Source organism: Nocardioides panzhihuensis, assembly GCF_013408335.1.
Classification (GTDB): domain Bacteria; phylum Actinomycetota; class Actinomycetes; order Propionibacteriales; family Nocardioidaceae; genus Nocardioides; species Nocardioides panzhihuensis.
In genome coordinates this window covers 3,832,050-3,852,929 of the sequence record NZ_JACBZR010000001.1, presented here as the reverse complement: position 1 = coordinate 3,852,929, position 20,880 = coordinate 3,832,050, and the positions used below count along the sequence as shown (strand labels likewise).

Genomic DNA, 20,880 nt, shown 5'->3' with positions numbered 1-20,880 from the left:
CAGTTTTACGGTGCCAAGGCCTGCTTGGCGCTCAGAGACTGACCTCTCGCCGTCAGATATCGACTCTTCGGCGTCAGAAGCTGACTTCTCGCGGAAATGTCGAAGGTCGCAGCCATCTCATGGCTGCGACCTTCGACCTCAGAGTCGGTGCCTGATCAGGCGTCGACCTTCTTCTTGAAGCCCGCGATGAAGCCGGCGGCCTCGGCCGACTCCTCGGAGTCGAAGTAGACGGCCGCCTTCGTGCGGCTGTAGTAGGGGCTCGCCGTCGTGTGGTACTTCTTCCCGCTGCTGCCCTTGATGTCGTACGCGGCATCCGAGCTGGTTCCGTCCGCAGCAGGCAGCACGGCGCCGGCGTAGGGAGCACCGTCGGTCGCGGCGGGCGCCTCGGCGACCGGGACGACTTCCGGCTCGGTGTCGACGGGAGCGGTCGTGGCCTCCTCGGCCTCGGACGCCTCGGTGTCGGCGGCAGCGGCCGCGACGACGCTCTCGGCCTCCGCGACGACCGCAGCGGTGTCGGCGTCGGCGTCCGCAGCCTTCTCGGTCTCAGCCGCCTCGGCGGGGTCGGCGGCAGCGGCGACGGGGGTACTGGTGGCCTCGGGGCTCGAGTGATCCGTCTCCGCTCGGTCTCCGGTCTTGGCGTCCTTGCGGATCGGCCGTCCGAAGAAGAACCAGATCAGGGTGGCGAGGACGAGGATGAGTGCAAGCAGCAATGGCCACTTCATGGGGTGATGTTTCCTTCCAGGGGGATCTCGGGTGCGATGGTGGGGCAGCACAGTGCCCGACGAGGGGTGCGGCCATTCCCGCGTGCCCCGCCATGACCCGAAGAACTGTTGAAGCGCCCGAACGTTACCCTCGGCCGGGTACAGCATGACTAACACATTTCAGGAGCAGTTGCCCATGACCGCCCCGCGCGCACTTCTGGCAAGTGCCCGAAAGCAGCTTGAAGAGGCCGGCGTCGACAGCCCGGACGTCGATGCGGCCATCCTGCTGGCCCACGTCCTCGACATCGATCGCAACCGTCTCTTCCTCGTCGACGACGTCGCGGAGCATCAGGAGAAGGCCTACGCGAGCCTGCTCGCCCGCCGTGCGGGACGCGAGCCGGTGCAGCACCTGACCGGGGTGGCGTACTTCCGGCACGTCGACCTCGCTGTCGGGCCCGGTGTCTTCGTGCCTCGGCCGGAGACGGAGCTGCTCGCCGGGTGGGCGATCGACCGGGCCGCCCACATCGACCGGCCCGTCATCGTCGACCTCTGCACCGGATCAGGCGCGATCGCGAAGAGCATCGCCGACGAGGTCCCGGGCGCCGAGGTGCACGCGGTCGAGCTCTCCGAGGATGCCTACCCCTGGGCCGTACGCAACCTGACCGGCACCGGTGTGGACCTGCGACAGGGCGACATGGCCGACGCGTTCACCGATCTGGACGGCACCGTCGACGTGCTCGTCTGCAATCCGCCGTACATCCCTCTCGAGGCCTGGGAGTCCGTCGCCACGGAGGCGCGCGACCACGACCCCGAGCTCGCCCTCTTCTCCGGCCAGGACGGCCTCGACGCGATCCGCGTGCTGGAACTACGGGCCGCCGAGCTGCTCAAGCCCGGGGGAGTGGTCGGCTTCGAGCACGCCGACGAGCAGGGTCTGGACGGCGCCGGCGGCGGCGCCCCAGCCGTCTTCAGCAGCACGGGAAGGTGGCACGACGTCCGCGATCATCGCGATCTGGCAGGGCGTCCGCGCTTCACGACCGCGCAACTGGCAACATGAGCACTGTGACTGAGCGCTACCCGATCGCGACCGAGGACGAGCAGACCGAGGCGATCGATGCTGCTGTGACCGCCCTTCAGGCAGGCGAGCTCGTGATCGTGCCGACCGACACGGTCTACGGCATCGCCGCCGACGCGTTCGACAAGGGCGCGGTGGCTGGTCTGCTCGCCGCCAAGGGGCGAGGCCGCGCGATGCCGCCGCCCGTGCTGATCTCCAACGTAGCCACCCTCGACGCCCTCGCGACGAGGATCCCCGAGTGGGCGCGCACCCTCGTCGAGGAGCTGTGGCCCGGTGCGCTGACGATCGTGCTCCACCAGCAGCCGTCGCTGCAGTGGGACCTGGGCGAGGCCCGCCAGACCGTGGCCGTACGCATCCCCGACTCCGACATCCTGCGGCGGATCATCGACCGGGTCGGCCCGCTCGCGACCAGCTCGGCCAACCGCACCACGAAGCCCGCAGCCACCAACGCCGACCAGGCCGAGGAGATGCTGGGCAAGATGGTCAAGGCCATCCTCGACGGCGGCGAATCGCCTGTCGGAGAGGCGTCCACGATCGTCTCCGCCACCGGGGACGAGCCGAAGATCCTTCGCGAGGGCGCGATCAGCATCGATCGGATCAACGAGATCCTCGCCGAGCACGACGTCGCCATCCGTCGTCCGGGCGATCCGGATCCCGCCGCCGAGACCGAGAGCGACACCCCCGCCACGCCCGCCACGGACGCCGACACAGAAGCCTGATGCGCGCCTACGTCCTCCTCTTCCTGGTCGCCGCAGTGGTGACCTACCTGCTCACCGTCGTCGCCCGCGAGTTCGCGATGCGCACGGGGGCCGTCGCGAAGGTCCGCGACCGAGACGTACACGCCGTTCCGATCCCCTACATGGGCGGCGTCGCGATGCTGGGCGGCCTGGTCGCGGCCTACCTGGTCGCCCGCGAGCTGCCGTTCCTGGCCGATGCGCCGGACTTCGTGCTCGAAGACACCGGCGTGGTGATCCTCGCCGGTGCGCTGATCTGCGTGGTCGGTGTCGTCGACGACATCTTCGAGCTCGACGCCCTCACCAAGCTGGGCGGCCAGGTGCTGGCCACCGCGATCCTGGTGGGCTTCAACCTGCAGTACAGCCTGATCACGTTCCCCGACGGCACCCAGTTCTCGATCGACCCCGCCCAAGGTGCTCTGCTCACCGGGCTCGTCGTGATCACCGTGGTCAACGCGGTCAACTTCATCGACGGCCTCGACGGTCTGGCCGCGGGTGTCGTCGGTATCGGCGCGCTGGCGCTGTTCCTGTTCTGTTACCAGTTCACTCGGATCAACGACATCGGCCGCGCCTCGACAGCGGCTCTCCTGACAGTCGCCCTCGCCGGGGCCTGCGTCGGCTTCCTCATCCACAACTGGCATCCCGCTCGGCTGTTCATGGGCGACAGCGGCTCGATGCTGATCGGTCTGATCCTCGCCGCCAGCGCGGTCACCCTCTCGGGCTCCTACAGCGCCGGCGGTCTGAACGTGAACGCCTTCGACGCCTCCACCGCGCTCTTGGTCACCTTCCTGCCTCTGCTGCTCCCACTGACGATCCTGGTGGTGCCGCTCGTCGACCTCGTGCTGGCCGTCGTACGCCGCACCCGCGCCGGCCGGTCCCCCTTCGCTGCCGACAAGAAGCACCTCCACCACCGCCTCCTGGAGATCGGCCACTCCCAGCGTCGTGCCGTGCTGATCATGTGGCTCTGGGCCGGTCTGATGTCCTTCGGATCGGTCTTCGTGACCCTCTACCGCGGCCCGGTCGTCATCACGGGCGTCGTCGTCGCCACCGCCCTCATCGTGCTGCTCACCTTCGTCCTCCCCAAGATCCGCGGCGAGCGCACCGACAAGCTCCTCGAGGTCCCCGAGGAGCTCACGCCGTTGGGCGAGCAGGTAGGCGATCAGCGGATCTAGCGGGGCTGTCGCCGAGTGCCCTTGCCTCGTTTGTTTGCTTCGGGGCAAACTAGTCACGATCGGTCAATTGACCGGTACTTCGGATGGACTGGGGTCTCGGGTGGAGGAATTCATTGCTCGGCCGGCTGCGATTCGCGGTGCGGCGGCGGCTCTTGAACAGCTTGGTGGGATGGGTAAATACGTTACCAATATCGCCGCGACTGACGTGTCTGTTACTTCGAATAGCGATGTTCTTGTCGATGCATCTCGCGAATTTGAACGGGTGCAGACAGCCCTATTGGATGCATACGGCCCAACTGGCCCCTACGGGGTCATGATGGAGGGTGCTGCGCAAGCCATGCGTTCGATCGCGAAAGAGTATGAAACGGTCGACGCTGCTTCGGCGGCGCGACTTGACTCCCTGCTGCCAGAGCTTGGCGGCGTACCCAGTTACTTCAGTTTCGACAGTCCAGGTGTCGACGAGTCGTCTTACGCAGAGATCGGAAACGATATCGAGTCAGTGGCACTCGATCAGTACGACGATTTCATGAAGATCAGCAAGACGGTCAATCACATAATCGACTGCAAGTGGGTCGGGGATATTCTCGAGACGGTCGGGATCCCGAATGAAATTGCGAAGGTGGAGGCCAAGCTGGGGGCTGAGTGGGACCAGGTGGGCACCTCGGTTGCCGCCGTTGATCAGTGCCGTACGTGTATGCGGTCGTTTGCGGAAGACCTGACTGGCATGTGGGCCGGTCTCGAGGGGAACTGGCAAGGACGTGCTGCGGCTTCTGCGTACGACCATTTCAACGCCGTCGCGAGGGTTCTCAAAGATCACGCCAACGGCTTGGGTGCGCTCACGCAGCGGATCATTGCCGAGATGCATGCGGTGAAGTCGTCCGTGGATACGATGAACGACCTATTGGAGCAACTTATTCAGGAGCTTCCTGGTCCGCAGAGCTTTAGTGAACTCTTCTCCAGTGCGATCGAGGATGGACTTACTGAGCCATTCAAGAAGTTGCTTCAAAGAGTCAAGATGTTCAAGGCCGCGTTCGATGTCGCATTGACATTGGCATTTGGCGTGAATGCGCTGTTCGCGCAGTTGTGTAGATTCAACGAAGGTGTGGATTTCCCTCCGGTTCCTAGTTGGGACGCTCCAGACGTCAATGGAGGGTCGCGATGAATATCGGATCCTTCCGCCAGATGGTTGATGCTGTGTCGGCCTCGGCCACAGATGCTCGGGTCCAGCAACTTGTGAGTCGATATGACGACGGGGCGGCGTCCGAGAGCAGACTGGTGGAGGACCCCGACTTTATCGAGGCGCTCACGCGTTGTTATGAATCAGTCGTCCTCGACGCTCGTCGCCGCGGGGTCGACGGGCCAGCCGTGCTTGGACGCCTCTATGACAGTCAGGATGTCTGAGTAACGACGGAGTTCCATGCGAGGGCCAAGCTCCTGAAGCTGCCGGGAGGGACGCTAGACCGAACACGGCCGCGGACACGTCGAGGTCCTCAGTCAGGCAAACGCACAGATGCCAACTACCCAACACGAGAAGCTGCTGTGCCGCTGCGCTGGCGCAGGCGCGTCCCGCTCGCGGACCGGTCTCGGGATCAGGCGCCAGGCACGGGCGGGTGCGTCGAGACTCGATCGAGCTCGCGATCACTCCGTCGCTTGCGCCGGCCGATCGGTCTTGTCTCGACGCGCTTCTGGACTCCAGCCTTATGCGAGGAGGGGTCTTGGGGGCCCTGAATGGCCCGCGCATCGGCGTCATTGAAGCGGCGACCGCGCCCCCGTGCGCCGCGTCGAGGGCATGGATCGATCAATTAGGGACTCCAAACACGCTTGTGATAACTTTCACGAGCGTTCGGGATGCGCTCCTGAACACGTGAAATGCCCCCAGAGAGAACGGCCGCCAACGATGACGACCGCAACGAGCAAGAGCAAGGTACTGCGCGGTTCTGCCGCGGTGTCCGCCGTCGCTGTGCTCGCGGCCCTCACGGTAGGCTTCCTGGTTGCCGGGGCCAACGGTCTGACAGGTGCCGCGATCGGTTCGATCGCCACCCTCGTTGTGTTGGCGACCGGCTCCTGGGGCCTGTTCTGGGTCGCGGCCAAGTCGCCGGCTCTCTCGTTGCCCGCTGCCGTTGGCGTCTTCACGGTGTCGGGCATGATTCTCTTCGTCGTGCTGCTGGTTGTGTCGCAGACCGGAGGAGACGCTGTCGTACGTCCGGCAGCCTTCTCGGTAATGGCGCTGACAGTCGCATGGACGACCACGTTTGCGGTCCTGGTGCGACGTGAGCGGATCCCGCTCTTCGACCTGCCCGGGGCAGACTCGTGACCCGCCAGTAGTGCCTGATATCGTCCGGGCCGTCGGGGGCCGCCGCCGGGATGATGCCCGAGCCTTTGGGGCTCGCCACCCAGAATCGTAAGTTCGAACAAACAGGAGACAGCGTGAAGTCGCTTGCCGCCACCGTTATGGCGTCGGAGTCGGGGCCTCATATCCCGGGGCCCGCGGACTTCTTTCCCCCGCCGATCGTCGGGTCCGGCGACTGGGCCCTGACCAAGGTGAGCCTCTTGGTCCTGCTGTCCGTCTTGATCGCCTTCGGCTTCTTCTACGCCGCCTCTCGCAAGTCAGCCGTGGTTCCGAGCCGGCTGCAGTTCGCCGGTGAGTACGTCTACGGGATGGTTCGCAACTCCATCGCTCGAGACATCATCGGGTCGAAGGACTACATGAGGTTCGTGCCGTACCTCTTCACGGTCTTCGTCTTCATCCTCATCAACAACTTCTACGGGATCATCCCGTTCATCCAGTTCCCCACGATGTCGCACATCGGTTACACGGCGGCCCTGGCGGCCATCACCTGGCTGATCTACAACATCGTCGGCATCGCGAAGCACGGTTTCGTCGGCTACCTCAAGCTCCAGACGGTGCCCGGCGGTGTCAGCGGCCCGATCCTGCTCATGATGGTTCCGCTGGAGTTTCTCTCCAACATCATCGTGCGCCCGTTCACGCTGGCCATCCGTCTCTTCGCGACCATGTTCGCCGGTCACCTGCTGGTGGCGCTGTTCTCCATCGGTGGCGCCTGGCTGATCCTGCACTACTCTCCGGCATGGCAGGGCGTCACGGCCGGTCTCTTCTCCTTCCTGCTCGGCATCTTGGTGTCTTTCCTGGACATGCTGATCATGTTCCTGCAGGCCTATGTCTTCACCCTGCTCTCGGCGATGTACATCGCCGGTGCAGTCGCGGACGAGCACTGATCCACAGCTCGTTCCACCAGCCAAACCCAACGATGTTCAACAACTGACGCAAGGCGCGTCACAACCGAAAGGAAGTCCACAATGGACGGCTCCGCAGACATGATCGGCCTCGGCCTCTCCGCGATCGGCCCGGGCGTCGGTGTCGGTCTGATCTTCGCCGCGTACGTCGCCGGTGTCGCTCGCCAGCCGGAGGCCCAGAGCCGCCTGCAGGCCATCGCGATCCTTGGCTTCGCGCTTTGTGAGCAGTTCTTCATCATCTCCCTCGCCCTCGCCTTCGTGCTCTGACGTAGGGAACTACTGAAGGTTCCGACATGATCCTTACCCAGGTAACCGCTGCGGAGACCGAGATCAACCCGTTGGTCCCGCACGTCCCGGAGATCATCCTCGGTTTCATCGTCATCGCCATCCTCTTCGTGGGAGTTGCGAAGTTCATCGTTCCGAACTTCGAGAAGGCGTACGCCGATCGAACCGCGGCGATCGAAGGCGGCATCGAGAACGCCAACGCCAAGCAGGCAGAGGCGGATGCCAAGCTCGCTCAGCTGGAGGCCCAGCTGGCCGACGCTCGTCACGAGTCTGCCCGCATCCGCGAGCAGGCTCGCGAGGAGGGCGCTGCGATCAAGACCGAGATGCGCCTCGAGGCGCAGGCCGAGGCTGAGCGCATCATCACCGCCGGCAAGGCGCAGATCGAAGCCGAGCGTCAGGCGGCTTCTACGTCGCTGCGTACCGAGGTCGGTTCGCTGGCCACCGGTCTCGCCGGTCGTATCGTCGGCGAGTCCCTCGACGACGACGCGCGTTCCAGCCGTGTGGTCGAGCGGTTCCTCGCTGACCTCGAGGCAGGAGTTCACTGATGGACTTCCGTGGAGCGTCGGCCGACGCAGTTGCCGCCCTGACCGAGGAGCTGAAGACCGCTGTGTCCGCCTCTCCTGAGGCGGCAGCCAAGGCGGCCGACTCCCTCTTCGAGGTCTCCCAGACCTTCCGCGCCGAAGCAGCTCTGCGCCGCTACGTCACCGACGCGTCGGTGCCGAAGGAGGCCAAGACCGGCCTCGTCGGTGAGCTGTTCGGCGGGAAGGTCGACGCGACGGCCCTCGGCGTGCTCGAGTCGGCGGTCAAGCACCGCTGGACGCGCGCCGGCGACCTGAGCGACGCGGTCGAGCGACTGAGCGAGATCGCGGCGGTCCGCAGTGCCGGCGGCGAGGCCACTCGCCTCGCTGACGAGCTCTTCGCGGTCCAGCGGGCCGTGCAGGAGACGCCTGAGCTGCGCGACGCGCTCTCCGACCCGGCCCGTACGACCGAGGACAAGGCCGCGCTGGTCGACACGCTGCTCGGGGGCAAGGCGCTTCCGGCGACCGTGACCCTGACGAAGCAGGCGCTGGCGGGCACCTACCGCACCGCATCGGCCGCTCTCGGTGAATACCAGAAGGTCGCGGCATCCGTCGCAGGCGAGGGCACCGCGGTCGTCCGCGTTGCGGCCCCGCTCTCGGAGGCCGAGACCACCCGTCTGGCGACAGCACTGGCGAGGAAGTACGGCCGCGAGATCCACCTCAACGTGGTCGTCGACCCGGCTGTCGTCGGTGGCATCAAGGTATCGATCGGTGACGACGTCATCGACGGCACCGTCTCGAGTCGCCTCGAAGGGGCGCAGCGAGCCCTGGCCGGCTGATCCGGCACCGCGGCCGACCTCAACTGGCCGTACGACCCCTGTGTGACACAGACTGACTTGTAAGAACTGAGAGAGAAGGCACAGATGACGGAGCTCTCCATCCGTCCCGACGAGATCCGGGACGCACTGGCAAAGTACGTCGCGGACTACAAGCCGGAGGCGGCGAAGACCGAGGAGGTCGGCACCGTCGCTTCGACCGCGGACGGCATCGCCCGCGTGTCGGGTCTGCCCTCGGCCATGACCAACGAGCTCCTCGAGTTCGAGGACGGCACCCTTGGTCTGGCCCTGAACCTGGACACCCGCGAGATCGGTGTCGTCGTCCTGGGTGACTTCGACAAGATCGAGGAGGGCCAGGCGGTCCGACGTACGGGCGAGGTTCTCTCGGTCCCCGTCGGTGACGGCTACCTCGGCCGCGTCGTGGACCCGCTCGGCAACGCGATCGACGGCCTCGGCGACATCGAGACGGTCGGCCGCCGTGCCCTGGAGCTCCAGGCTCCCGGCGTGATGGCCCGCAAGTCGGTGCACGAGCCGCTCGCCACCGGCATCAAGGCGATCGACGCGATGACCCCGATCGGCCGTGGCCAGCGTCAGCTGATCATCGGTGACCGCTCGACCGGTAAGACCACGGTCGCGATCGACACGATCATCAACCAGAAGCAGAACTGGGAGTCGGGCGACCCCGACAAGCAGGTCCGCTGCATCTACGTAGCCATCGGCCAGAAGGGCTCGACCATCGCCTCCGTGCGTGGCGCCCTCGAGGAGTCCGGCGCGCTGGAGTACACCACGATCGTCGCGGCTCCGGCCTCCGACTCCGCCGGCTTCAAGTACCTCGCCCCCTACACCGGCTCGGCCATCGGCCAGCACTGGATGTACGAGGGCAAGCACGTCCTGATCGTCTTCGACGACCTGACGAAGCAGGCCGAGGCCTACCGCGCCGTGTCGCTGCTGCTGCGCCGCCCGCCGGGCCGTGAGGCCTACCCGGGTGACGTCTTCTACCTGCACTCCCGGCTGCTGGAGCGTTGCGCGAAGCTCTCCGACGAGATGGGCAAGGGCTCGATGACCGGTCTGCCGATCATCGAGACCAAGGCCAACGACGTCTCGGCGTTCATCCCGACCAACGTCATCTCCATCACCGACGGTCAGATCTTCCTGCAGTCCGACCTGTTCGCGGCCAACCAGCGCCCGGCGATCGACGTCGGTGTCTCGGTCTCCCGCGTCGGTAGCGCCGCGATGACCAAGGCGCTCAAGGGCGTCACCGGCTCGCTCAAGGTCGAGCTCGCGCAGTACCGCGCGATGGAGGCCTTCGCGATGTTCGCCTCCGACCTGGACGCGGCCTCGAAGCAGCAGCTGGCCCGCGGTCAGCGGCTGATGGCGCTGCTCAAGCAGCCGGCCTACTCGCCCTACCCGATCGACGAGATGACCGTCTCGCTGTGGCTGGGCACCTCCGGTAGCCTGGACATCGTCCCGGTCGCGGACGTGCTCAAGTTCGAGCGGGAGTTCCTGGACTACCTGCGTCGCTCCCACGACGGCATCCTCGCCGGCATCCGTGAGTCGCTGAAGTTCGAGGACTCCACCGAGTCCGAGCTGAAGAAGGCGTACGACTCGTTCCTCGACCAGTTCGAGACCTCGGAGGGCCACTCGATCAAGCCGGGTTCCGCCAAGGCGGAGGCTCTGGCTGACGAGGACGTCGAGCAGGAGCAGATCGTCAAGCAGAAGCGGGGCTGACCCATGGCCGTGTCAGTGCGTGAACTCCGCGCGCGGATCAAGTCGACGGAGTCGATGAAGAAGATCACGCGTGCCATGGAGCTCATCGCTGCGTCCCGGATCATCAAGGCGCAGCAGCGGGCCAATGCGGCCGCGCCGTACGCCCGTGAGCTCACCCGCGCCGTCTCGGCGGTGGCGACCTACTCCAACCAGGACCACCCGCTGACCACCGAGCCGGAGTCGCCCACCCGCGCCGCCGTGCTGGTGGTCACCAGCGACCGTGGTCTGGCCGGCTCCTACTCCTCGAGCGTGCTCAAGGAGGCCGAGGGCCTGGTCGAGAAGCTCAAGGCCGAGGGCAAGGAGGTCGATCTCTACGTCACCGGACGCAAGGCGGAGGCCTTCTACAAGTTCCGTGGCCGCACCGTGGCGCAGGCCTGGACCGGCTTCTCGGACCGCCCGGAGTTCGACGCGGCCAAGGAGATCGGCGAGAAGCTGATCGAGGTCTTCGTCGAGGGTGCCGAGGCTGAGGACGCAGTGGCTCCCGGCGTCGACGAGGTCCACGTGGTCTACACGCGGTTCATCACCATGATGACGCAGAAGCCCACCGCCGTACGTCTCCTGCCTCTGGAGGTCGTGGAGGGCACCGAGGCTCCGGCCGAGGGCGATGTCCTGCCGCTCTACGAGTTCGAGCCGTCGGCCGAGGCCGTGCTCGACTCGCTCCTCCCGCAGTACGTCGTGAGCCGGATCTGGTTCGCGCTGCTGCAGGCCGCCGCCTCCGAGCTGGCCCAGCGTCAGAAGGCGATGAAGTCGGCCACCGACAACGCCGACGAGCTCATCAAGAAGTTCACCCGGGTCGCCAACCAGGCTCGCCAGGCCGGCATCACCCAGGAGATCAGCGAGATCGTCGGTGGCGTGAACGCGCTCGCCGACGCCCAGGCTGCGAACGACTGAGAACCCACAGAAGGACTGACTAGAAAATGACCGCACAGGTTGACGAGAAGACCACGACGGGCCGCATCGCCCGCGTGATCGGCCCGGTCGTCGACGTGGAGTTCCCCGTCGACGCCATGCCGGATATCTACAACAAGCTCGAGGTCGATGTCACCATCAGCGGTGAGACGACCACCCTGCCGCTCGAGGTTGCCCAGCACATCGGTGACGGCATGGTCCGCGCGATCTCGCTGAAGCCGACCGACGGCGTCGTACGCGGCTCCGCGGTGCGCGACACCGGCGGACCGATCACGGTTCCGGTGGGTGACGTCACCCTCGGCCACGTGTTCAACGCCACCGGTGACATCCTCGACGTCGACCCGGCCACGGTCGAGGTCAAGGAGCGTTGGGGCATCCACCGCAAGGCTCCCGCCTTCGACCAGCTGGAGTCCAAGACCCAGATGTTCGAGACGGGCATCAAGGTCATCGACCTCCTCACCCCGTACGTGACCGGTGGAAAGATCGGCCTCTTCGGTGGTGCGGGCGTCGGCAAGACCGTCCTCATCCAGGAGATGATCGCCCGAGTCGCCAAGAACCACGGCGGTGTCTCCGTGTTCGCCGGTGTCGGCGAGCGCACCCGTGAGGGCAACGACCTCATCCACGAGATGCAGGAGGCCGGCGTCTACGACAAGGTCGCCCTGACCTTCGGCCAGATGGACGAGCCGCCGGGCACGCGTCTTCGCGTGGCCCTCTCGGCGCTGACGATGGCGGAGTACTTCCGCGACGTCCAGGGCCAGGACGTGCTGCTGTTCATCGACAACATCTTCCGCTTCACGCAGGCGGGCTCCGAGGTCTCGACCCTGCTGGGCCGGATGCCTTCGGCCGTGGGCTACCAGCCCAACCTCGCCGACGAGATGGGTCAGCTCCAGGAGCGGATCACCTCGACGCGTGGTCACTCGATCACCTCGATGCAGGCGATCTACGTGCCGGCCGACGACTACACCGACCCGGCGCCGGCGACCACGTTCGCGCACCTGGACGCCACGACCGAGCTCTCCCGTGAGATCGCGTCGCTCGGTATCTACCCGGCCGTGGACCCGCTGACCTCGACGTCGCGAATCCTGGACCCGCAGTACATCGGTCAGGACCACTACGACTGCGCCGTCCGTGTCAAGCAGATCCTCCAGCGCAACAAGGAGCTGCAGGACATCATCGCAATCCTGGGTGTCGACGAGCTCTCCGAGGAAGACAAGATCATCGTCTCCCGCGCTCGCCGGATCCAGCGGTTCCTGTCGCAGAACACCTACGTCGCCAAGCAGTTCACCGGCATCGAGGGTTCGACGGTTCCGGTCAAGGACACCATCGAGGCGTTCAACAAGATCGCCGAGGGTGAGTACGACCACGTCGCCGAGCAGGCGTTCTTCATGTGCGGTGGCCTCGACGACGTCGAGGCGAAGTGGGCCGAGATCCAGAAGAGCCTCTGATGACGGACGCACTTCAGGTGGAGCTCGTCGCTGCAGACCGTGTGGTCTGGAGCGGCGGGGCCACCATGGTCATCGCCCGAACGGTCGACGGTGATGTCGGCGTCCTGCGCGGTCACGCGCCGGTGCTGTCGGCTCTCACCGACGCGGTCGTGGAGATCACTCCTGAGGAGGGCACCGAGGTCATCGCGACCGTCGATGGTGGCTTCCTCTCGGTGGCCAACGACCGCGTCTCGATCCTGTCCGAGCACGTGCTGCTGGCCCACGAGATCGACCTGAGCAAGGCTGAGGTCGAGCTCGAGGAGGCCCGCCGTCTGCTCGGCACCAGCAACGACGCCGAGAAGCGCATCCGTCGTGCCGAGGCACGCATCCGCGCTGTCGAGAAAGCCTCATAGGGAAAGAGGGGCGATACCCGGATGGCATGGTGGGAGCTGCTCTTGGCCGTTGTGGCCGCATCGCTTCTGCTTGTCCTTGCCTATGGCATCGGGATCGCCGTACGCCGCCGTCTGCTCGAACGCAACGGCGGCGTCTTCGAACTGAGCCACCGCGTCCGGGACACCAAGCCCGGGCGCGGTTGGATCATCGGTATCGGCCGCTACTCCGGCGATGCGCAGCTGGAGTGGTTTCGGATCTTCTCGCTCTCGCCCAAGCCCAAACGGGTCTGGCGCCGGGTCGAGCTCAGCTACGTCTCCAGCCGTTCCCCTGAGGGGATCGAGGAGCTGGTTCTCTACCCCGAGAGCCTGATCGTGACCTGCGAGGTCAAGGGCGAGCTGATCGACCTCTCGATGGACCAGCAGACCCTCATCGGGTTCCAGGCCTGGCTCGAGTCGCGCCCGATCCGGTCCAACTGGACCGTCTTCTGAGCTTCTCGATACGACCGGCTCCGGCATGACGCCGGGGTCGGTCGTTCGCTTTTCGGGGGCTTCCCTGATTGTCCGGCAACCGTCCTGGGCGGATGGTTGAGGTATGTCCTCAACCGCTCCCATTCCCACGCCGCCCACCCCGCCCACCCTGACCGCTCAGACCGACGAGCTCCGCTGCACCGACGCCGACCGCGACCGCGTGATCGACGTGCTCAAGTCCGCCTACGCCGACGGCCGGCTCGACCAGGCCGAGTTCGACGTCCGGTTCGACCTGACCATGAAGGCGAAGACGTACGCCGCCCTCGAGCCGATCACCCGTGACCTGGTCGCGCAGCCCGCTGCCGTCGCTCCGGGGCCCGCGAAGCCCGCCCGTGACCTGCTGCCGCCGCCGACCACCGAGGAGAGGCTCCTGGGAGCGCTCGCCCAGGCCACGACCTTGGTGCCGATCGTCGTCGGCCCTGCGATCATCTACTACACCGTCGGCAAGCGCTCCGAGTTCGTCAAGCACCACGCCGCCGGCGCCCTCAACCTGCAGCTGACCCTGCTCGCCGTCACGATCGTGACCTTCGGGCTCGGTGGCGCGCTCTACGGGATCGCCTGGGTCCTGGCGACCGCCTTCGCCGTCGTCGCGCTCGCCGGCGCCCCGCTGCGCCAACCGTGGGTCCTGCCGATCTTCGGCCGCGGCGGCCCTTACGAGAAGCGCGACTGAGACCCGCCCCAGGAGGCGTTCGGTGGCCCACTAGCCTTTGCCCGTGACGCCTCTTTCCCGTGCCCAAGCCGGATCGGTGGTGGCGTTCGCCACCAACGGGCTGCTGTCCGCGACCTTCATCTCCCGGATCCCTGCGCTGCGCGACAGCCTCGGTCTGAGCAACTCGGCCGTCGGCCTGATGTTGCTGGCGATGGGCATCGGATCGGTCGCTGCGCTGCCGTTCGCCGGCGGGCTGGTGATGCACTGGGGCGCCGCCCGGCTCGTACGCCGCTGCGCGGTCCTCTGCGCCGCCGCCCTGTGCCTGGTGGCGGTCTCCGGCAGCTGGCTCGGACAGGCTTGGCTGGTGGCGCTGTTCCTGGTGGCGTACGGCGTCGGCTACGGGGTCTGGGACGTCGCCATGAACGTCGAGGGGGCCGCGGTCGAGCGGCTGGGCGGCAAGACGCTGATGCCGCAGCTGCACGCGATGTGGAGCGTAGGCACCGTGCTCGGTGGCGTGCTGGGCATCGCCCTGGTGGGTACGTTGCCGACCGTGTGGCACATCGCCGGGGTCGCCGGCGTCGCACTGGCGGCCTGCTGGTGGGGGACCGCCGGGTTCCTCCCGGCCGAGGTTCCGCCGGAGGGACACTCTCCGCGGCGCGAGCTGCTCGCCGCCTGGCGCTCGCCCCACACTCTGCTGCTCGGCCTGATGGTGCTCGCCTTCGCCGCGGCCGAGGGGAGCGCGAACGACTGGGTCGCGCTGGCGATGATCGACGGCTACGACGTCAGCCACCGGGTCGGGGTGGCGTGCTACGCGGCGTTCGTCCTCTGCATGAGCGTCGCCCGTTTCGCAGGTGCGAAGGTGATCGACAGGGTCGGCCGGCAGCCGGTGCTGATCACCTCGGCGGCTCTCGCAGGCGCCGGAATCGTGCTGACGGTCTTCGCCGGCTCCTTCGGGTTCGCCCTCGTTGGGATCGTCCTGTGGGGCCTCGGCGCCGCCCTCGGCTTCCCGCTCGGGATCAGCATCGCCGCCGACGACGAGACTCGGGCAGCCGCTCGCGTCTCGGTCGTCTCCACGCTGGCGTACGGAGCCTTCCTGGGCTTCCCGCCGATCCTTGGGGCGGTGGGAGACCAGATCGGCACCCTGCGGTCCCTCTTGGTCGTCGCTGTCCTCATGCTCCCCGCTGCGGCGTTGGCGGCGACGGTGGCGCGACGGCGGAACGTGTAACACGCTGTGTAACTCGTTGTGTAACACGCTGTTCGTAGGACTATCCGGTCGTTCTAAAGGGCGAGTAGTCCTACGAACGACGTGTTACACGGGATCACACCGGGACCGCCGGCCCCGCCCCGCCACAGATCAGTCGAACAGCGCGCGGATGTCGTCGGCGCCGATGGTGGCGCCCATCGCGCCCTCGCCGTCGACGACCTTGGCGAAGAGCTCGGCCTTGCGCTCCTTGAGCTCCATGACCTTCTCCTCGATCGTGCCCGTCGAGACCAGCCGGTAGACCATGACGTGCTGGGTCTGGCCGATGCGGTGGGCGCGGTCGACGGCCTGGGCCTCGGCTGCGGGGTTCCACCAGGGGTCGAGCACGAAGACGTAGTCGGCCTCGGTCAGAGTCAGGCCGACGCCACCCGCCTTGAGGGAGATCAGGAAGACCGGGGCGTCACCCTCGCGGAAGCTCTCGATCACCGCCCCGCGGTCGCGCGTCGAGCCGTCGAGGTAGGCGGTGTCGATGCCGGCCTCGGCGAGCCGGGTGCGGGCCCGGCCGAGGAACGAGGTGAACTGGCTGAAGACGAGCGCCTTGTGGCCCTCGGCGGCGAGCTCCTCGATGTGGTCGACGAGCGTCTCGAGCTTGGCGGAGCCGACGTCGTTGTCCTCGGGATCGACCAGGCCGGGGTCGAGCGAGAGCTGCCGCAGCCTGGTCAGCGCGCTGAGGATCGCGACCCGGTTGTCGTTGAAGTCGTCGAGCAGATGCAGGATCCGCTGCCGTTCCTTGGCCAGGTGGGCGTCGTAGATCTTGCGGTGGACGGGGTTGAGGTCGACGCCGAGCACCTGCTCCTGCTTGGGCGGCAGGTCGTCGGCGACCAGCTCCTTCGTACGCCGCAGCAGGAACGGGCGCAGCCGGGTCCGGAACCGGCGCAGCGCGTCGTCGTCGCCCGACTTCTCCACAGGAGAGACCACCGTGTCGCGGAACATCCGCGGGCTGGGGTAGAGGCCCGGCGCGGTGATCGAGAGCAGCGCCCACAGCTCCATCAGCCGGTTCTCGAAGGGCGTGCCCGTCACCGCGAGGCGCCAGCGGGCGTCGATGCGGCGGGCCGCTGCGTACGTCTTGGACTGGTGGTTCTTGACCTGCTGCGCCTCGTCGAGGACGAGACCGGACCACGGCCGCCCGGCGAAGGCGTCCTGCTCGAGCCGGAGGATGGCGTAGGTGGTGACCACGACGTCGGCGTCCTCGCGGGCCTCGGCCACGGAGTCGACCCGCCTGCTCACCGTGCTGACCCGAAGGCCGGGGGTGTGGCGGCGGGCCTCCTGCACCCAGGCCGGTACGACGCTGGTCGGCGCCACCACGAGGTAGGGGGCGCGCTCGCCCGGCTGAGCGTGCACGGCGTGGGAGATCGTGGCCAGCACCTGAAGCGTCTTGCCGAGGCCCATGTCGTCGGCGAGGATCCCACCGAGACCCTGCTCGTGGAGGAACGCCAGCCAGTGGAAACCGTCGAGCTGGTAGTGGCGCAGCTCGGTCGCCACGCCGATGGGCTCCGGCCGCGGGATCTCGCGCAGGTCGCGAAGTGCCTGGGCGCGCTGGACCCACTCGGCGGCCTGCTGGTCGACCACGCCCAGCTCGGCGAGCTCGGCCCAGACGCCGAGATCGTGCTTGCCGACGGCGATCCCCTCACCGGTGCGCTCGTGGAGCTGACCGGCGGCCTCGACGACGTTGCGGAGCCGGTCCAGCTCGGGACGGTCGGTGGTGAGGTAGGTGCCGCTGGGGAGGATGAGGTGGTCGTCGCCGCGGGTCAGCGCCCCGAGCACGTCGGGCAGGGGGACGGCCTCGCCGCCGATGCGGATGACCACCTGCAGGTCGAGCCAGTCCTGGCCGCCCACGGCAGCACCGTCGGGCGAGGTGATCTCGAAGGAGATCTCCGGGTCCTCGTCGGTCTCGCGGAAGTCGGGCCGCTGCACCTCGGTGACCTCGACGCCCTCGACCTCACGCAGCGCCGGGAGGTCGTGGATGGCGAGCGCGAGCGCGTCGCCGTCCCGCACCTCCTGCTTGCGGAGCAGCTCGGCGGAGACGCGGCCGCGAAGCGAGGCCTCCTCGGCAGGGTCGCGGACCAGGCCGAGGTCCTCGCGGGAGTCCACGGGGTAGTGGCGTACGCCGTAGGCCCACGTCCAGCCGAGCGTGGCGTGGGTCGAGCTGCGCCAGGTGACCGTCAGGCTCAGCCGCGGTGCGGGCGGATCCGGGATGTCGAGGGAGTCGTCGGACGAGCGCAGCGGAACCAGCCGGGCCAGCGGGCCCAGCAGGGCGCTCAAAGTGCCGATCTCGCGCTCGGGGACGGTCAGCGGCTCCCGGGCGGTCACCAGCCGATGTGCGTGCGTCGAGAGCGGCCCGGACAGCTCGCCGAGGTGGAGCACTCCGGCATCGAGCACACCCACCGAACGGGTCGGGCGGCCGATCGGGAGCACCGTGGGTCCGGCGTAGACGCGGTCGCCGTGGGCCAGGCCGAAGCGGAGGACGGCCTCGCCGTCCTCGCGATGCAGCTCTCCGGCGAGCGAGAGCGGCTCGTCGAAGACCACCACCCCGCGCACGTTCTCGCCGGGCAGCACGGTCACCCCACCACGGATCGCATCGCGGAGCAGCGAGATCGCGTGCTCACCGAAGTCGGCGAGGCTGAGCGAGGAGCCGCGAGCGTAGAGCAGCCGGTCCGGCCGCAGCTGGCGGGCCAGCTCCTGCAGGGGGAGCAGCTGGTTGCGCGGGAAGTCCTTGCCGGGCTGGGCGTTGGGGATGCTGGACCAGTCGGCGCCGGTCTTCGCCCAGCGGTCGCGGTTGCCCATGCGCATCGGCCGGAGCTCGACGCTGGGGGAGCCCCCCACGGCCGCCCGCGGGCTGTGCACGTCGATCTCGAGCGCCAGCGCGGGCAGGTCGTCCTCGGGCTTGTTGTCCTCGGCGAGCTGGCCCAGCAGCGTACGCAGCTCCGTCTCCCACGTCGGGCCCGGCGCGGTCGCCTTCCTGGGGGAGTCGGCGAGGACCATGGCCAGGGCGACCCCGTGCTTGCAGCTGTTGTGCACGGGGCAGCTGCACTGGCTCGTCAGCCTGGCGACGCCGTTCCTGGACTCCAGGTTGAGGGTCACGCGGTAGGGGGCTGGGCTGCTGCCGCTGACCTCGGCCGCTGCTCGCAGTGCGCTGCTGCCGATCTCCGTGATCCGCGGCTCACCGACCCGGCCCTCGGTGGCGTAGGCCCGGCCACGCTCGATGGTCTGAGGGTCGAAGGTCTCGCGGAGTAGGTCGTTCGTGAGAGCTTCGAGCAAGGGCACCCGATCTATTCTTCCAGCATGAGGCCGGTTCTGCGACTTCGCGGACGCTTGTGATGACCTGCGCCTCGCTCGCTGCGGTGGCACTGGTCTAGACGGGTCGGGCGTCTCGACGGCGTTTCGACGCACTCATCGGCGTGACTGGCTATGCGGCCGTCCCAGGCGCTGGGCAACTGGATCCGAACCGATCGGGGCGACTTCGCCACGCAAAAGTAAAACCACCTCGATCCGAGCGGGGGGATCCGGACCGAGGTGGCGATGAATACTTTCGGCCAAGTTGACGAGGAATGCAAGTCGAAGCGCCATGGCGGGAATATGACGTGTCGTATATCTGCCATGATGTCGGTCGTTGGTTCCCCCACGGAAAGGCATCTCGGATGCTCGATGCGCTCGGTCTCGACAATCTCGAGGAGACGGTCTACCGCCAGCTGGTCGGTGCGCCGTCGGCCAATCTCGAGGAGCTGGCCGATGCTGCCGACCTGGACGCCTACGCGGTCTCCGCGGTGCTGGCTGCGCTCGAGGGGAAGGGTCTGGTCGCCCGGGCGTCGGCGGGCCAGGACCGCTACGTCGCCTCTCCGCCGGCAGTGGCGCTCGGGGCGCTGCTCGTCCAGCGTCAGGACGAGCTGCGCCGTGCCCAGGTCGAGATGACCGAGCTCGCCGGTCTCTATCGCGGCTCGGTCGCTCGCCGGGACGTGGCGGATGTCGTCGACGTCGTGCACGGCACCGAGGCGATCGCCCAGCGGTTCGCCCAGCTGCAGTACTCGGCGAGGAAGTGCATCCAGGCGCTGCAGAAGCCGCAGGCCGCCGTCGTCACCCGCGAGGACGCCGACGAGGCCGAGCGCGCCGCCATCGAACGCGGGGTCAGGCACGACATCGTGCTCGAGCGTTCCGTCTTCGACACACCCGGCATCTACGAGACGATCGACTCCGGGCTCGAGATCGGGATCGAGCTGCGGGTGGTGCCGACGGTGCCGCTGCGCGCCTTCATCGTCGACCGGGAGATCGCGCTGATCCCGCTGATGCAGGGTGAGTCGGCGACGGGCGGGAACAACACGGTCCAGGACGCGCTGCTGCTCCATCCGAGTGGTCTGCTCGACGCGATCATCGCTCTCTTCGACCTGATCTGGGCCTCGGCGCCGAAGCTGGTCGCGACGCCGGAGGGCACCGTCGAGACGGCCGCCGACCGGCTCGAGCCTCTCGACACCAAGGTCCTCTCGCTGCTGCTCGCGGGCCTGACGGATGCCTCGATCGGTGCGCAGCTCGGGCTGTCGCTGCGTACGGTCCAGCGCCGGGTGCGCCAGATGATGGACCGCGCGCAGGTCGACACCCGTCTCCAGCTCGGCTACGAGGCGGGGCGCCGCGGCTGGCTGTGAGCGGCCGGCTGTGAGCGACTAGCGCTCCCCGCCCGGCACCCACAGGACGTCGCCCTGCTCGCGGTTCGCGTGCCGGGCGAGGATGAAGAGCAGGTCGCTGAGCCGGTTGAGGTAGGTGAGGGCGAGCTTGTTCATGGTCTCGCCGTGGACCTCGTACGCAGCCCAGGCGGCTCGTTCCGCGCGGCGCACGACGGTGCGGGCGACGTGCAGGTGGGCCGCGGCCACGGTGCCGCCGGAGAGGATGAACGAGCGGAGCTTCTCGAGGGGCTCGTTGTACTCGTCGCACCAGGCCTCGAGCCGGTCGACGTAGGCCTGCTCGACGCGGAGCGGGGGGTACTCGGGGTCGGCCACCACCGGGGTCGAGAGGTCGGCGCCGACGTCGAAGAGATCGTTCTGGACGGTCGTCAGCGCCTTCACGACGTCTTCGTCGATCCCGCCGTGGGCGAGGGCGACGCCGATCGCCGCGCCGGCCTCATCGGTGGTCGCGTACGCCTCCAGCCGCAGGTCGGTCTTGGCGGTCAGGCTCATGTCGCCGAGCCGGGTCTCACCGGCGTCGCCGGTGCGGGTGTAGATGCGCGTCAGGTTGACCATGCGCTGAGCCTATTCGCAGGGGCCGTATCTCGGGGAACAAGGTCAAATGACAGAAAATAGGTACGGAAGTGACGAATGAGGCTTGTGAGGTGCAACCAACGGCTGCGGCCAGGCGTCATATTGGCGAGAGGGAGCGCCGTGTGATGCGTAGAGCT

General features: G+C 67.5%; 20 protein-coding genes. 17 read left to right on the top strand and 3 right to left on the bottom strand.

Going from position 1 to position 20,880, the window contains the following annotated elements:
* Positions 1–155: 155 nt before the first annotated feature.
* Positions 156–722, bottom strand: a complete 567-nt coding sequence (locus BJ988_RS18235; RefSeq protein WP_179659344.1) for a sunset domain-containing protein — start codon at positions 720–722, stop codon at positions 156–158.
* Positions 723–897: 175 nt separating this feature from the next.
* Here BJ988_RS18235 and prmC point away from each other — a divergent pair, with 175 nt between their 5' ends.
* The 16 genes from prmC (at position 898) to BJ988_RS18155 (ending at position 15,464) form a co-directional block, all read left to right on the top strand.
* Entirely contained in the window at positions 898–1,755 is an 858-nt protein-coding gene (gene prmC / locus BJ988_RS18230) for a peptide chain release factor N(5)-glutamine methyltransferase (RefSeq protein ID WP_179659342.1), read from the top strand.
* Positions 1,752–2,492 carry an L-threonylcarbamoyladenylate synthase gene (locus BJ988_RS18225; protein ID WP_218860960.1) on the top strand — a complete coding sequence of 247 codons (741 nt, stop codon included), beginning with the start codon at positions 1,752–1,754 and terminating at the stop codon, positions 2,490–2,492. Before prmC ends, BJ988_RS18225 begins: the two co-directional genes overlap by 4 nt.
* Positions 2,492–3,679 carry a glycosyltransferase family 4 protein gene (locus BJ988_RS18220; RefSeq protein WP_179659340.1) on the top strand — a complete coding sequence of 396 codons (1,188 nt, stop codon included), beginning with the start codon at positions 2,492–2,494 and terminating at the stop codon, positions 3,677–3,679. The genes BJ988_RS18225 and BJ988_RS18220 overlap by 1 nt, the downstream gene beginning before the upstream one ends.
* A gap of 100 nt (positions 3,680–3,779) precedes the next feature.
* A complete protein-coding gene (locus BJ988_RS18215; RefSeq protein WP_179659338.1) occupies positions 3,780–4,841 on the top strand; it encodes a hypothetical protein in 1,062 nt (353 codons plus the stop codon).
* 735 nt (positions 4,842–5,576) lie between these two features.
* Positions 5,577–5,993 carry a hypothetical protein gene (locus BJ988_RS18210; RefSeq protein WP_179659336.1) on the top strand — a complete coding sequence of 139 codons (417 nt, stop codon included), beginning with the start codon at positions 5,577–5,579 and terminating at the stop codon, positions 5,991–5,993.
* 113 nt (positions 5,994–6,106) lie between these two features.
* On the top strand, positions 6,107–6,913 hold the full coding sequence (gene atpB, locus BJ988_RS18205; protein ID WP_343051673.1) for a F0F1 ATP synthase subunit A: 807 nt from the start codon (positions 6,107–6,109) through the stop codon (positions 6,911–6,913).
* Positions 6,914–6,994: 81 nt separating this feature from the next.
* Positions 6,995–7,198 (top strand): ATP synthase F0 subunit C, encoded by a 204-nt coding sequence (locus BJ988_RS18200; protein WP_008362139.1) that lies wholly within the window; start codon positions 6,995–6,997, stop codon positions 7,196–7,198.
* Positions 7,199–7,224: 26 nt separating this feature from the next.
* Positions 7,225–7,761: a F0F1 ATP synthase subunit B gene (locus tag BJ988_RS18195; protein ID WP_179659334.1), complete on the top strand. Its 537-nt coding sequence runs from the start codon at positions 7,225–7,227 to the stop codon at positions 7,759–7,761.
* Positions 7,761–8,573, top strand: coding sequence for a F0F1 ATP synthase subunit delta (locus tag BJ988_RS18190; RefSeq protein WP_179659332.1), 813 nt, complete (start codon positions 7,761–7,763; stop codon positions 8,571–8,573). Before BJ988_RS18195 ends, BJ988_RS18190 begins: the two co-directional genes overlap by 1 nt.
* A gap of 84 nt (positions 8,574–8,657) precedes the next feature.
* A complete protein-coding gene (atpA, locus tag BJ988_RS18185) occupies positions 8,658–10,298 on the top strand; it encodes a F0F1 ATP synthase subunit alpha (protein WP_179659330.1) in 1,641 nt (546 codons plus the stop codon).
* Between the two features lie 3 nt (positions 10,299–10,301).
* On the top strand, positions 10,302–11,228 hold the full coding sequence (locus BJ988_RS18180; protein ID WP_179659328.1) for a F0F1 ATP synthase subunit gamma: 927 nt from the start codon (positions 10,302–10,304) through the stop codon (positions 11,226–11,228).
* Between the two features lie 26 nt (positions 11,229–11,254).
* Entirely contained in the window at positions 11,255–12,691 is a 1,437-nt protein-coding gene (gene atpD / locus BJ988_RS18175) for a F0F1 ATP synthase subunit beta (RefSeq protein WP_179659326.1), read from the top strand.
* Complete coding sequence (locus BJ988_RS18170; RefSeq protein WP_179659324.1) at positions 12,691–13,083, top strand: F0F1 ATP synthase subunit epsilon; 393 nt, start codon at positions 12,691–12,693, stop codon at positions 13,081–13,083. The genes atpD and BJ988_RS18170 overlap by 1 nt, the downstream gene beginning before the upstream one ends.
* A gap of 21 nt (positions 13,084–13,104) precedes the next feature.
* On the top strand, positions 13,105–13,551 hold the full coding sequence (locus BJ988_RS18165) for a DUF2550 domain-containing protein (protein ID WP_179659322.1): 447 nt from the start codon (positions 13,105–13,107) through the stop codon (positions 13,549–13,551).
* Positions 13,552–13,654: 103 nt separating this feature from the next.
* Positions 13,655–14,260 (top strand): DUF1707 and DUF4870 domain-containing protein, encoded by a 606-nt coding sequence (locus BJ988_RS18160; RefSeq protein ID WP_179659320.1) that lies wholly within the window; start codon positions 13,655–13,657, stop codon positions 14,258–14,260.
* Between the two features lie 43 nt (positions 14,261–14,303).
* Positions 14,304–15,464 carry an MFS transporter gene (locus tag BJ988_RS18155; RefSeq protein WP_343051672.1) on the top strand — a complete coding sequence of 387 codons (1,161 nt, stop codon included), beginning with the start codon at positions 14,304–14,306 and terminating at the stop codon, positions 15,462–15,464.
* Between the two features lie 129 nt (positions 15,465–15,593).
* Here BJ988_RS18155 and BJ988_RS18150 read toward each other — a convergent pair whose 3' ends face one another.
* Positions 15,594–18,764, bottom strand: a complete 3,171-nt coding sequence (locus tag BJ988_RS18150; RefSeq protein WP_179659318.1) for an SNF2-related protein — start codon at positions 18,762–18,764, stop codon at positions 15,594–15,596.
* Positions 18,765–19,138: 374 nt separating this feature from the next.
* On the opposite strand from BJ988_RS18150, the gene BJ988_RS18145 reads away from it, so the two are divergent.
* Entirely contained in the window at positions 19,139–20,134 is a 996-nt protein-coding gene (locus tag BJ988_RS18145) for a helix-turn-helix domain-containing protein (RefSeq protein ID WP_179659316.1), read from the top strand.
* Between the two features lie 18 nt (positions 20,135–20,152).
* Here the strand turns inward: BJ988_RS18145 and BJ988_RS18140 are convergent, their stop codons facing one another.
* Positions 20,153–20,725: a cob(I)yrinic acid a,c-diamide adenosyltransferase gene (locus tag BJ988_RS18140; protein WP_179659314.1), complete on the bottom strand. Its 573-nt coding sequence runs from the start codon at positions 20,723–20,725 to the stop codon at positions 20,153–20,155.
* Positions 20,726–20,880: the final 155 nt, after the last annotated feature.